The sequence below is a fragment of the Flavobacterium sp. UBA5153 genome, assembly GCA_002413745.1.
In the GTDB taxonomy this organism is placed as follows: domain Bacteria; phylum Bacteroidota; class Bacteroidia; order Flavobacteriales; family Flavobacteriaceae; genus Flavobacterium.
Window position 1 is genome coordinate 192083 of the sequence record DHXP01000073.1, and the last position, 13267, is coordinate 205349.

The 13267-nt window shown below is 34.0% G+C and carries 14 protein-coding genes; 7 read left to right on the forward strand and 7 right to left on the reverse strand.

Annotation, left to right across the window (positions count from 1 at the left end; translation table 11 throughout):
- Window positions 1-87: 87 nt before the first annotated feature.
- Genes B2145_RS15270 through B2145_RS15285 form a run of 4 tightly spaced genes read left to right on the forward strand, consistent with a single transcriptional unit; the run spans window position 88 to window position 2546 of the window.
- The gene (locus B2145_RS15270) at window positions 88-522 is read left to right on the forward strand and encodes a 3-hydroxyacyl-ACP dehydratase FabZ family protein (RefSeq protein WP_291104131.1); all 435 of its coding nucleotides are present in this window, start codon (window positions 88-90) and stop codon (window positions 520-522) included.
- Entirely contained in the window at window positions 523-1794 is a 1272-nt protein-coding gene (locus B2145_RS15275) for a beta-ketoacyl-[acyl-carrier-protein] synthase family protein (protein WP_291104134.1), read from the forward strand.
- A 3-nt stretch (window positions 1795-1797) separates the two neighbouring features.
- Window positions 1798-2052: an acyl carrier protein gene (locus B2145_RS15280; protein ID WP_291104137.1), complete on the forward strand. Its 255-nt coding sequence runs from the start codon at window positions 1798-1800 to the stop codon at window positions 2050-2052.
- Window positions 2049-2546, forward strand: a complete 498-nt coding sequence (locus B2145_RS15285) for a 4'-phosphopantetheinyl transferase family protein (protein ID WP_291104140.1) — start codon at window positions 2049-2051, stop codon at window positions 2544-2546. Before B2145_RS15280 ends, B2145_RS15285 begins: the two co-directional genes overlap by 4 nt.
- On the opposite strand, the gene B2145_RS15290 is transcribed toward B2145_RS15285, so the two are convergent.
- On the reverse strand, window positions 2543-3139 hold the full coding sequence (locus B2145_RS15290; RefSeq protein WP_291104143.1) for a 3'-5' exonuclease: 597 nt from the start codon (window positions 3137-3139) through the stop codon (window positions 2543-2545). The genes B2145_RS15285 and B2145_RS15290 overlap by 4 nt on opposite strands.
- A gap of 2 nt (window positions 3140-3141) precedes the next feature.
- Window positions 3142-5058 carry a DUF294 nucleotidyltransferase-like domain-containing protein gene (locus B2145_RS15295; RefSeq protein ID WP_291104146.1) on the reverse strand — a complete coding sequence of 639 codons (1917 nt, stop codon included), beginning with the start codon at window positions 5056-5058 and terminating at the stop codon, window positions 3142-3144.
- Between the two features lie 276 nt (window positions 5059-5334).
- On the opposite strand from B2145_RS15295, the gene B2145_RS15300 reads away from it, so the two are divergent.
- Entirely contained in the window at window positions 5335-5943 is a 609-nt protein-coding gene (locus tag B2145_RS15300; protein ID WP_291104149.1) for a DUF6134 family protein, read from the forward strand.
- Window positions 5944-5993: 50 nt separating this feature from the next.
- On the opposite strand, the gene B2145_RS15305 is transcribed toward B2145_RS15300, so the two are convergent.
- The 4 genes from B2145_RS15305 to B2145_RS15320 form a co-directional block, all read right to left on the reverse strand.
- Window positions 5994-7265 (reverse strand): NAD(P)/FAD-dependent oxidoreductase, encoded by a 1272-nt coding sequence (locus tag B2145_RS15305; protein WP_291104154.1) that lies wholly within the window; start codon window positions 7263-7265, stop codon window positions 5994-5996.
- Window positions 7266-7322: 57 nt separating this feature from the next.
- Window positions 7323-8657, reverse strand: a complete 1335-nt coding sequence (locus B2145_RS15310; RefSeq protein WP_291104156.1) for a DEAD/DEAH box helicase — start codon at window positions 8655-8657, stop codon at window positions 7323-7325.
- A gap of 169 nt (window positions 8658-8826) precedes the next feature.
- The gene (locus B2145_RS15315; RefSeq protein ID WP_291104160.1) at window positions 8827-10365 is read right to left on the reverse strand and encodes a DEAD/DEAH box helicase; all 1539 of its coding nucleotides are present in this window, start codon (window positions 10363-10365) and stop codon (window positions 8827-8829) included.
- Between the two features lie 106 nt (window positions 10366-10471).
- Complete coding sequence (locus B2145_RS15320) at window positions 10472-10999, reverse strand: DUF6155 family protein (protein WP_291104163.1); 528 nt, start codon at window positions 10997-10999, stop codon at window positions 10472-10474.
- 106 nt (window positions 11000-11105) lie between these two features.
- On the opposite strand from B2145_RS15320, the gene B2145_RS15325 reads away from it, so the two are divergent.
- Together B2145_RS15325 and B2145_RS15330 are read left to right on the forward strand one after the other, a co-directional pair.
- Window positions 11106-11390 carry a DUF3817 domain-containing protein gene (locus B2145_RS15325; RefSeq protein ID WP_291104504.1) on the forward strand — a complete coding sequence of 95 codons (285 nt, stop codon included), beginning with the start codon at window positions 11106-11108 and terminating at the stop codon, window positions 11388-11390.
- Window positions 11383-12648: a mechanosensitive ion channel family protein gene (locus tag B2145_RS15330; RefSeq protein WP_291104166.1), complete on the forward strand. Its 1266-nt coding sequence runs from the start codon at window positions 11383-11385 to the stop codon at window positions 12646-12648. Before B2145_RS15325 ends, B2145_RS15330 begins: the two co-directional genes overlap by 8 nt.
- Here B2145_RS15330 and B2145_RS15335 read toward each other — a convergent pair.
- Complete coding sequence (locus B2145_RS15335) at window positions 12645-13037, reverse strand: acyl-CoA thioesterase (protein ID WP_291104169.1); 393 nt, start codon at window positions 13035-13037, stop codon at window positions 12645-12647. The two genes, B2145_RS15330 and B2145_RS15335, sit on opposite strands and share 4 nt — an antisense overlap.
- Window positions 13038-13267: the final 230 nt, after the last annotated feature.

Genomic DNA, 13267 nt, shown 5'->3' on the forward strand with positions numbered 1-13267 from the left:
TATTTAGAGTTCTGTTTAAACTTTTGTAAAAGATTGAACAATGTTTTAGAAAATAATTATAGAAAATATTTTGCCTTTGCATACAAAATGAATAAAGAACAAATTATATCAAAATTGCCGTATTCAAAACCATTTTTGTTTGTAGATGAATTGCTGCAAATCAATGAAAATGGGGTAGAAGGAACCTATACTTTTAATGAAAACCTAGATTTTTATAAAGGACATTTTAAGGATTTACCGGTTACACCAGGTGTTATTTTGACTGAAGTCATGGCACAAATTGGATTGGTTTGTTTGGGAATTTATTTATTGGATGATAAATTCGATAAAAGTATTACAATTGCTTTAACTTCAACAGAAATTGAGTTTTTAAAACCTGTTTTTCCAAATGAAAAAGTAATCGTTATTTCAGAAAAAATATACTTTAGATTTGGTAAATTAAAATGCAAAGTCATTATGAAAAATGAAAATGGAGAAGAAGTTTGTATGGGAACAATTGCAGGAATGATAACTTCTATATAAATGATTAAACGAGTAGTAATAACGGGTCTTGGTGTTGTTGCTCCAAATGGAGTGGGGCTTGATGCGTTTACAAACGCCATTAAAAACGGAATTTCAGGAATTAAACATGATCCTGAATTAGAAAGATTGCATTTCTCCTGCCAAATTGCAGGTAAGCCAAATATTTCAACTGAATTATCACTAAATTATTTCACTGAATTAGAATTGAGAAACTTCAATTCATCAGGAATTTTATATGGTGTGATTGCAGGAATTGATGCTTGGAAAGACGCAGGATTGTCAATGGAAATTAATGAAGAACCAGATTGGGACAGTGGAACTATTTTTGGAACCGGAACTTCTGGAATAGATAAATTCAGGGAAAGTATTTATAAAATTGACGATTTACAAACCAGACGATTAGGAAGCACAGCCGTGGCACAAACCATGAATAGTGGTGTGAGTGCTTATTTAGGCGGAAAATTAGGATTGGGAAATCAAGTCACAACAAATTCTTCTGCATGTGTCACAGGCACCGAAAGTATTTTGATGGGATTTGAACGGATAAAATTAGGGCTTGCAAAACGCATTTTGGCAGGAAGCACAAGCGATTCCGGTCCTTATATTTGGGGCGGATTTGATGCAATGAAAGTATGCACTTTTAAGCATAACAAAACGCCAGAACAAGGCTCAAGACCAATGAGCGTAAGTGCTTCCGGATTTGCACCAGGAAGTGGAGCAGGAGCTTTAGTTTTGGAAGATTTAGAAACTGCTTTGGCTCGTGGTGCAAAAATTTATGCTGAAGTTCTTGGTGGAAACTTGAATTCCGGTGGTCAACGGGGACAAGGAACAATGACGGCTCCAAATCCTGTAGCCGTACAAAAATGTATTAAAGATACATTAGAAAATGCCGGAATTCATCCAAATGAAATTGATGCCATCAACGGACATTTGACCGCCACATCAAAAGACAGTTTGGAAATTCGGAATTGGAGCGAAGCTTTGAATAGAAAAGGGATTGATTTCCCGTACATCAACTCATTGAAATCAATGGTTGGACATTGTTTGTCTGGCGCGGGAAGCATTGAAAGCGTGGCTTCTGTTTTGCAATTGCATCACGGATTTATTTTTCCTAATATCAATTGTGAAGATTTGCATCCCGAAATCACTGCTATTATTGATGCGACCCGGATTCCACAACAATTAATTGAAAAAGAATTGAATATTGTCGCAAAAGCCAGTTTTGGTTTTGGAGACGTGAATGGATGCGTAATTTTTAAGAAATACAAATAAAATATGAACAAACCGGAAATTATCGAAAAGTTAAAAATTATAGTTAAACCCTATATTAAAAACCAGGAAGCCTTCGACAATCTTACTGAAAGTACTGATTTCATCACTGATTTACAAATTAATTCGGCAAATTTGGTCGACGTGATTTTAGATATTGAGGAAGAATATAATATTGTAATCGACAATCAATCGATGGAAAGAATGCTCGACGTGAAATCGGCGATGGAGATTATTGAAACCAAATTATCCGAAAAGTGATAGGAAACGACATTGTAGATTTGGCTTTAGCCCGAAAAGAAAGCAATTGGAAAAGGAATGGTTTTTTGGATAAAGTTTTTACCAAAAAAGAACAATTGTTAATTTTAAATTCAGGAAATCCAGAAATTATGGTCTGGAATTTATGGAGTAGAAAGGAAGCGGCTTATAAAATTTACAATCGGAAAACCCAAATTCGTGGATATTTTCCTTTGCAACTGGAATGTTTTGAAATAGAAATTATTGACGATATTTCTTTCGGAAAGGTTGCCATAAAAGACCATATATATTTCACAAAAACAGAAATTACATCTCAATTTATCAATACGATTGCAGTTGAAAACAGAAAAGATTTTGACAAAATTAAAACGTTGGAAAATTCTGAAAATATTCAAAGAGATAAAGGAATACCAAGCTGTCTTGAAAAAGATAATTTAGTTCCAAAACCTGTATCCATAAGCCACCACGGAAGATTTAAACAAATTATTTCTCTTTAGTTCAGTCCTAATCTTGACTTTAATTTCAGGAAAAGCAACGCTATTTTATAGGCGTCTTCGGACGAAGAATTTCTGTCACTTTTTGGAATTTTGTAAATACCGCATAATTCGTCAAGCGAAAATTGTTTATTGCTAATATCATGTAGTTTACGGTGCATTACATCAATATCCAGCGCTTCATTTTTTAATCTTCCGCAACCTAATCTTTCCAAGGCTGCATTTATCATTTCCACATCAAAATCAACGTGATGTCCAACCAATACAGCATTTCCAATAAACTCGATAAGAGCCTGTATTGCGTCGGGTTCTCCGAGTTTTTTCATTTTGCTTTCAACAACAAACTCATTTGTAAGACCGTTGTCGTGGAAAAATTTATATTGTAACAAAACAGTCTCAAAACTATCTCCTATAAGGATGCTATTATTAACTACGGCAAAGGAACCAATTGACACAATTACATCCTTGCTTGGATTTAAACCCGAGGTTTCAGTGCTTAAAACAACAAAACGCTTTGATTTTTTATCGAATTTAGAAACGTATTCCTTCCAAAATTCGGGATATTCCTTGTTGATATTTTTTATCCAGTCTAACATAGTTATGAAAATTGGGTAAGTTGAAACTTGGTTTTTATTAATTCTTCCAATTCTTTCATGGGAGCCAAAGCACTTTTCAAATTTTCCTTGTCAACTTTTGATAGCTCCTGTAAATCAATATATTGTCCGGAATTATCATTATTTAAGCCTTCCAATGTCCTGAATTTTGACAAAGTCAAAAAAGCTTCGGCACAATTAAGATAAATTTCACTGTTTTTAGGATCTGTAATTGCTAACTGTTTAAAACGCATATACGTATTATTTACATTTCGAATGTTATGACTCAAAGCAAATAAACGAGCCCCATCGATAAGCGGCATCAAAGCACGAGTTTTTATGTCAAACTTACCTTTGTTAGTACCTTCGTCTTCGACGATAAATTTCTTAAAAAAGCTTAGTGGCGAGTTTTTTCGTAATGCATCATTTCCTAAAAAATCAAAGAATAAGGCATTATTATGAACATTGGTATAAATTATGTTTTCAATTGCTTCTTCAATTCTTTTCTCTCCAAAGACGATTTCATAATCAAAGAAAATACTGCTTATATCATTACTGTTTTCTCCTGGAGTATTGATCCAAGTATTGTATTGTTTTGTCCAGTCAGTCAATGATTTACACCATAACATATTGCTTCCCATGTGGCCGTTTGGACATAATTCATAACCCACTTTTTCTAAAATCGCCGTGGTTCTTTTTCCTAATTTCAGGAAATAATCCTTCACATCTCTGTATTTATCGGCAGTTACATCTTCAAAAATCAAAATACTGTCTTGATCCGTGAGCAATAATTGTTCTTTTCTTCCTTGGCTACCAATGCTAAACCAAGCAAAACTGGCAGGAGGGGAGCCTAAATCTAAAATTGACAACTCGATTGATCTCTTAATAATGGCCAAATTAATTTCACTGGCAATATTGTTAATGTGAGAAAGTGGAATATTTTTATGAATTGATTTTTGGATGAGATCAGTTAGACGTTCCCTTATCAATTTTAAGTCCTTTGGGCTTTTAGAACGTTTAATTTCTTTTATCAAAACACCTGGATTATTGGCTTGGGCTACTATTAAATCGTGTTCGGAAATAATTCCTTTAACGGCTGATTTATCGGTTCCGTCTTGAGTAACACATAGATGAGTCACGTTGTGTTTGAGCATCAGTAACTGGGCTTCCGCCAAAGAAACATTCTCGACAACAGTCACTACCGGTGATGACATAATTTTATCTACAGTACTTGTGATATTAAATCGGCCAGTAGCAATTTTTGTGCACATATCAGTATTCGTAACAATTCCGATAGGGTTGTTGTTTTCACAAATTAAAACACTATTGGAAATCGAATTTGTCATAAGTTGTGCAACTTCCTGTATTATATTTGTTTTTGTTGCTCTTAAAGGAGATAAATTATAAGACAATGATTGAAAATACTGCATTTCAGAATGCTGGTCAGAATAGTAGACATTGTCAGAAATCAGTTTTCCGTGCAAATTTTCACTTTCACTTGGATTGCTCGTGTTTGAGGCAAAACTCTGCAATAAGTAATCTAATACTTCTGGGTTGTTGGCTACAAATGGACGAAAAGTGGCAATGGGAATGGCATAAATAATGCTTTCTTCACGAGCTTTGGCGGTCATCAAATAATTATTCTTGGCAAAAAACGGACGCAAACCAAAAACATCACCCTCAACACATTTGTTTAATATCGTGTCTTCTGCATCCGCAATGACCGATAAATTAATAACACCAGAAGCCACGACATAAAAACAATCGTGCAAATCATCATTGATTTGAAACAAAGTTTTGTGTTTTTCCAAGTTAAGAACACGAATACTTATGGCAATTTCTGACAACTCTTGAAAAGTTAAATTATCAAATGGCGGATATTCCTTTAAAAAATCAGCAATATGTTCTGCAATTGTGTTCATGGTACAATAAGTATAGTCTTTTTGTAAAAATAATAAATTAAAATCTTGTAATGGAAAGATAGAGTATGAAAATAATGTTATTTTATGTATATACGAGCAATAGGAAGTGAAGTGGTCAAAACAAAAAGGAATTATTGTAAATTCTATTTTACATAATATAAATTATAGTTCAAAATAAGGAAAAATATAAAATTTATGTTAAATATAAATATGGGATTAATAAAATACTTATCATTATAGTTCAAAAAATTGTTTCAGACTTAAATAATGAATTCTATGAGAAACCTCCTTTGTATTTGTTGCCTTTTTTGCTGTTTGTGGACAAATGCCCAGACGGAAAACTTAGTTTATGATTTAAAGGTTGCAGGGAATACTATTGGCACAGTAACGGCAAAAAAAATTACACAGGGAGATTATGTGACTTATATTTCAGATACTGATGCGGAAATTAAGTTTTTAGTTACAACACAGATTAAAACAAGGATGAAAGTAATTTTTAAAAATGGAGAACTTTATGAAAGCAGCTATAAATTTTTCAAAAACAACAAAATTAAAGAAGAAACTTCCATAACATTCAAGAATGGTCAATATACCATAATTCATGATGGAAAAACTAATACCACAACTGAACCCATTTATGTGAGTTCAATCATGCTCCCTTTTTATAAACCTAAAAATAATGAAAAAGTATTCGAAGAAGTCGATGGCTATTTCAAATCTATCCAACTTATAACCAACAAAAGTTTCCAGTTGGTTGATCCTAAAAGCAGCCACAGGGATAAATATATTTATGAAAACGGAAAATTGGATTATTGCCTAGTAAACAACACTTTTGTGGATTTTGAAATGATTTTGCAATCAAAAATATTATTCTCAAAACATTAAAATATTGGAGTAACAAAAAAAAACGAAACAATATTGATTTTTCTTACAAACTATATATCCCCTTTTGTTTTTTTTTCGGGTCTGATAATCATTCTTAAAGATTGGTCTTTCGAGAAATAGGCAATCATCCAATGATATAAAGTATTGATTCGGTTGCGATAGGTTATCAGGGACATTAGGTGCACAAACAACCAAATCATCCAGGCAAAAATGCCTTTGAAGTGAATTTTTGGTTTGGGCAAATCAACAACGGCTTTATTCTTTCCTATAATTGCCATAGAGCCTTTGTCTTTGTATTTAAATGTATTTAACGGCTTATTTTCAAGCATTAGTTTGAAGTTTTTCGCTAAATTAACTCCTTGTTGAATGGCGACTTGGGCGACTTGGGGATGTCCTCCCGGAAAATCTGCATCGTTGAGTTGGATACAGGTGTCACCAATGGCATAGACGTTTTCGGTAGCGTTTACTTTATTAAAGGCATCCGTAGCCATTCGTTTACCACGACCATAACTTTCTGTTGGGATCCCTTCAAATTCTTTAGCCGAAACTCCTGCCGCCCATATTAAATTCTTGGTTTGAATGGTTTCACCATTAGCAAAAAAAACAGTATCATCTTTATAATCAATTACTTTTGTGTTTAGCTTTACAACAACCCCAAGATTGGTTACGGCTTCGAGAGTGTCTTTTTGAGATTCTTTACTCATGGGAGATAACAAGGCATCGCCTCCATCAACCAAATAAATATTACTGGCTGATGTATCTAATTCAGGATATTCTTTGAGCAATATGGTTTTTCGCATTTCGGCAAACATTCCCGAAACTTCCACTCCAGTTGGACCTCCTCCAACAACTACAATGGTCAATAGCACTCTTCGTTTGTGGATGTCTTTGCAAATGGCCGCTTTTTCAAGATTTTTCAATAATGTATTGCGCATTTCAATGGCATCATTGAGTGTTTTCATAGGAATTGCATTTTTTTTGATATTTTCCATTCCGAAATAACTTGTTTCAGCTCCTGTGGCAAAAACCAAATAGTCATAATTCAATTCGCCATTATTGAGAATAATTTTGTTTTCTGCAGGAATTACTTTTTGCAATTCGCCCAAACGAAACTGTAAATTCTTTTTGCCTGAAAAAAACTTTCGAAAAGGATAACTGATACTGGAGGGCTCCAAAAATGCTGTCGCTACTTGATAGATGAGTGGCGGAAAGAAATTATAGTTGTTTTTGTCAACAAGTATTACTTCAATACCTTTATGGTTTGTCAGTTCTTTGACTAAATTGATTCCGGCAAAACCTCCTCCTATTATTACAATTTGCATATTGAAACTTTTATAAAATGATTATTTATAAAAGTACAATTTTAATTATGAACAATATTAGTTTTTGAATTTTTTAACTGGTTTTCCAGTTATTTCAATTTTGTTTTGCAACAAGTAATTGGCCAATAATTTATCAATCAGTTCATCCTTAGTCAAATGGTGAAAAACCGTTTTAATCTTGTCTTTTAAATCTGCTGAAACATCGTGGTTAGGCTTCGTTTTAAAAATTTGTTTGGCCCACAATAAAGTATTGTTTTCCTCGATGTTTTCTGTAGTTGGCTTTTTAAATTTGGTAAATTTTATTCCCAATTCCCTTTCGAAATCAGCAATTTCGGCAACTTCTTCTTGTTGCAAAACGGTCAATGAAAGTCCTTTGGCCCCAGCTCTGGCAGTCCTTCCGCTGCGGTGGACATAAACTTCATAAACGTCCGGCAAATGATAATTGACCACATAAGAAATCTCCTTTACGTCAATTCCTCTTGCCGCCAGATCAGTTGCAACCAAAATATTGATATGTCCTTCACGGAATTGTTCCATAATTCGATCCCGGATTCCTTGTGACAAACTTCCGTGCAATGCACCTGAAGAAAACCGGTTGATGACTAAATTCTTGGCCAATTTATTAACCGCCGCTTTAGTTTTGCAAAAAATAATACCGCGTTCTCCGTCTTTTGAAGTTAGAAAATGCATCAATACATCCAGTTTTTCTATCGGATCTACGACAATATATTGATGGTCGATTCCTTGATTTCCAATAGTTTCCATATTAGCACTCACTTGTACAACGTTTTTGGACAAGTAGTTTTGGATCATTTGCTTAATCGTTCCTGGCAAAGTCGCTGAAAACAAAAATGTTTTGTGATTTTTGGGTAATTCGGCAATAATTTCATCTAAACCTTCTTTCAAAATGGTAACCATTTCATCGGCTTCATCAAGAACTAGAAATTTTGTTTCTTTTAAATTGATTGCTTTGCGTTGGATTAAATCAATCAAACGGCCTGGCGTTGCGACAACAATATGCGTTGGTGTTGCTAATCGTTCGATTTGTGGTTTTATTGGAATTCCACCACAAGTGGCTGCAATCGAAACTTCGGGAAGATATTTTGCAAAAGCTTCTAAATTACTAAAAATCTGGTGTCCTAATTCCCGTGTTGGCACCAGGATTACAGCTTGAATAACTGGAAGTTTCGTGTCTATTAATTGTAATAACGGCAATCCAAAAGCAGCTGTTTTTCCTGTTCCAGTTTTGGCAAGACCAACAATATCAGTATTATTTGACAAAAATAACGGAATTGTTTTCTGCTGGATTTCTGTTGGAACAGCAAATTTTAATTCAGTTATAGCTTTTAGCAAAGGTGCTGAAATTCCTAAATTTGAAAATTGGTTTGGCATTTTTTTAGATTTATATTTTTGCAAAAATAATTGTTAGAAAAATAGGATTTTTAGCCCTGATAGTAGTGAAAATCCTTTTTATTGCTTTTATAAAAAGCTCTTCGACTTTGCTAAGCGTGACAAAGCAATAAAAAGATTGCAACGAATAGCAGGAAAAAGCTCCTAAAAACTAGTCCGCTTCGTTCATAATTCTTTCTCGGTACTTCTTCCCTATCAATAAAGTTAGCTTCAGTTTGTAGTCATCAACCAGCCATTCTCGGTAGTTTTTGCTGCATTGGCTCAAACATTTGGCATAGCGTTTCAGGCGACAGTCGATATCTGGTTCTAATTCCCTGGACAACGATTTTGCTTCTTGTAACTCTTCGCAATTGTCCACACACATTGCAGCGTGTTGTTCCAATGATTTTTCTAAAACTACTTTGGAACGCAAATTTTGTGCAATGGCCAGTTTGTGTTCCTTATCAACATCAAAAGTAACGATTTCCGTTTTACTGAATTTGGTACGTAATTCTGTTGGCATCGTGTATTTGAAATACAATTCAATTTCAGTATCGTCACGCAAGTTTTCCAAATAGAATTCGGGTGATTTAAAAATATGTTGCCAATTAACAGGTTCGCTCCACAACCCAAAACGTGCTGCATTATTTCCCAGATCGATTACATTAAATTTGTCTTTATTAGGCAATTTTCTGGAACCACGACCAATCATTTGAAAGTACAAAGTCAATGATTTTGTAGCTCTATTTAAAATAATGGTTTCTACTGTAGGCTCATCAAAACCCGTGGTAAGAATTCCGACCGATGTTAAAATGGCGTCAGGGGTTTTCTTGAACCATTGCAAAATATCTTTTCGCTCTTCGGTGCTGCTGGTATTGTCAAGGTGGCGAATCGTGTATCCGGCTTCTCTGAAAGTTTCATAAACGTATAACGAAGTGTTTATTCCGTTATTGAAAATCAGGGTTTTTTTGCCCAAAGATTTCTCTGTGTAAGCGTGCAATAATTTTTCCTGCATCGCCATATTGGTATATAAATCATCGGATGACTTTACGGTGTAATCACCATTTATCCCTACTTTTAAAGAGGTCAAACCAACATCATAACTATAGGTCACGGCTTTTGCCAAAAAACCTTTTTCAATCAAGGAATTTATGGTATCGCCCACAATCAATTCATCGTAATTTTCGTGCATTGGCAACTTAACATTTGAACTCAACGGTGTTGCCGTAACTCCCAGAATAAAAGCGTTTTTGAAAGAACTTAACAATTTTCGGAACGAATTATAATGGGCTTCATCAATAATTACCAAGCCAATGTTGTCGAGATGTAATTTTTCATCATTGATTCGGTTTTTCAAAGTCTCGACCATAGCCACAAAACAGGAATAATCGTTTTGGTCCGGAAGCTCTTTTACTTTACTGTTGATGATTTTATTTTTTACATCGAAGCCTTTTAGCATTTTTGAAGTCTGCTTGCATAACTCAATTCGATGGGTCAAAACGACCACTTTTTTGTCGTGCTTTGACAAGTATTGTCTAACAATTTCTGAAAATACGACTGTTTTTCCCCCACCAGTTGGCAATTGATATAACAAATGGTGATTATTGGGCGCATTTTCCAAGCGTTCAAAAATGGCTTCTATATCTCCTTTTTGATACGAATAAAGTTCTTTTTTATCTTCTATTTCTGTTTCTAAAATGTTTTGAGGCATTGCTTTCGATGGGTTTTTGCAAAAATACGCCTAAAAAAGAGTTAATGCACCAAAATTTAAAATAAATAAAGGTGAATGTTTAAATAAAGCTAGTTATATCAAGCTTTTAATATTCAAATCGTTCTATAATTGCAGAAAATTCTTCTTTATTAAACCAGTTTTGTTGAATGGTTTCGTTATTTATTGCCAAAATTCGGGATTTAAATTCTTCCAAAATACCATTGGCAATCATAAAAATAACGGCTTGTTCAAAGGAGTTCAACATACTTTTAAAGAACAATTCCTGTTTTACAACTCGTTCAGCCGAAAAGGTTTGTGCAATCTCTATGGAATAAAGCATAATATCGCCTATTATAAACGGGTCTACTCCTAAAACGATAAAATGCTTGATGTACTTTTGGGCAACGGAACGACGCATTTTTGGCTTTTTGCCTCTTCCAGAAGTTTTTTGCGGAAAATATTCATTCGATATTTTGATTTTGCATTCCTTCAGCAGCGTTTCTTCTTTTGGATTAAAAACAAAATCATAATAGGTTTTTACGGCACTGAATTTTTCATACAGTTCGAGAACTTGTGCTTCGAGTTGCTTTTTATTAAGTTCAGTCAGGTATTTTTTTAAATCGCGTTTGCTCATTATCAAAGTTTATTATTGCAAATGTAAATTACTTTGGGATTGAATACCCCAAAAATCAATGATAATCCCTAATTTTGCCACATCACTTTTTAATACTACTTTTTTAATGGACAGAATTTTTAAGAACATTGCAATCCTGGAAGGAATATCTTATTTGGTTTTATTTTCGAATATGCTCCTAATTAAACCTTTAAATCCAGTACTTTACAAAACTTTCTTGTATCCAATCGGGATGACTCACGGAATGCTATTTATAGGGTATATCGTTTTGGCAGTTTTACTGAAAAAATCCCAAGGGTGGGATTTAAAATCGTTTCTCACAATACTAATTGCTTCACTCTTGCCTTTTGCAACCTTTTTTGTTGAAAAAAAATATTTAAGAAATGTATAACTTCTTGGAAAAAATATTCAGTTGGTGCTATCCTTTATTCCGGAAATGGGGATTTGGAGAAACCTTTGCCGCGTATACCAGCCTAATAATAAACATATTTTTACTAAGCATTTTATCTTACATTATTTACCGTTTTTTCAGGTTTGCATTGGTGACAATTATGGAAATTATTGCCAGAAAAACCAAAACTAAATTTGATGATTTACTGATTTCAAATAAAACGGTAATGTACATTTCGCATCTAATTCCGTTGCTGTTTATCTACAAATCGGTACCGATTATTTTAAAACAGTACAATTATTGGGAAGATGTATTCGGGAAATTAGTTGGAATTTATATCATATTACTCATACTTTGGATAATACGAACCATTTTCAATGCCCTGAAAGAACATCTAAAAAGCATACCGAAATTTAGCGATAAACCTATCGACAGCTACATTCAGGTCTTTATGATAATCCTTTGGATAATGGGAATTGCGGCAATATTCTCGGAAATTTTTGAAATTAAAATCGAAAAATTGCTGACCACTTTAGGAGCTATTTCTGCCATTATATTATTGATTTTTAGGGATACAATTCTCGGTTTTGTTGCCAGTATTCAGGTGTCAGTAAATGATATGCTGCGTATAGGTGATTGGATTACCATGGATAAATTTGGCGCCGATGGGGATGTAATAGAAATTAATCTGGCAACGGTAAAAGTTCGAAATTTTGACTACACCACAACCACAATTCCTACTTATAGCCTGATTTCTGATTCTTTCAAAAACTGGCGCGGCATGCAAAAATCGGATGGGAGAAGGATAAAACGTCATGTTTTGATAAAGTCGAACAGTGTTCGATTTATAAAAGATGGAGAACTTGACGATTTGATGAAAATTCAACTTATTAAAGAATATATTGAAAAGAAGAAAATCGAAATCGAAAAATATAATTCCCAAAACAACATCGATACCGATTTATCCCTTAACGGGCGAAATTTGACAAATTTGGGATTGTTTCGAAAGTACATTACAAAATATCTTGAAAATCATGCGGGATTGAACAAAGACATGCTTTTGCTTTGCAGACAATTGCAACCTACTTCACAAGGAATTCCATTGGAAATATATGTTTTTTCCAAAGACAAAAAATGGGAAAATTACGAATATATAATGTCCGATATTTTTGATCACATTATTGCATCCGTTTCCTTTTTTGATTTGGAACTGTTCGAATTGCCTTCTGAAGGAAGAGATGTTTTTCTGCCGGATTAAATAGACTCCAAACGGTTTTTTACATATTCAATTTTGGTTTTCCCATGTGCTTTTGGCTTGCCGTCAATTCCAAGACTTACCATGGTGGTGCTGTCTATCGTGATGATGGTTTCGCGAGTCATCATGTTTCGAACTTCACATTTTAGCGTGAGCGAAGTATGTCCAAATTTCACCACCGAGATGCCAATTTCGATAATATCACCTTGTCTTGCGGAACTTCTGAAATTAATTTCAGACATGTGCTTGGTCACAATTCTGGAATTTTCTAATTGAACAATGGTATACAGAGCCAATTCTTCATCGATCCATGCCAATAATTTGCCTCCAAACAAGGTTCCGTTTGGATTTAAGTCTTCGGGTTTTACCCATTTTCTGGTGTGAAATCTCATAATGGTTTTTTTATACTTGCAAAATTAAGACATTCCTTTTTTAGTTTCTGTATAAAAATAATGATTACCAATAGATTTATGAAATTGCAAAAATAGAATACCAAATAAATCGATTTCAGTTTATTTTCATAATAAAAATAGGATTTTATCACTGCCGGCTCCCACTCTACTCTGCAACTTGGTGCGGTTGAGCCTCGGTAAAATGATTGGCGTAAAATTCAATAAAGACA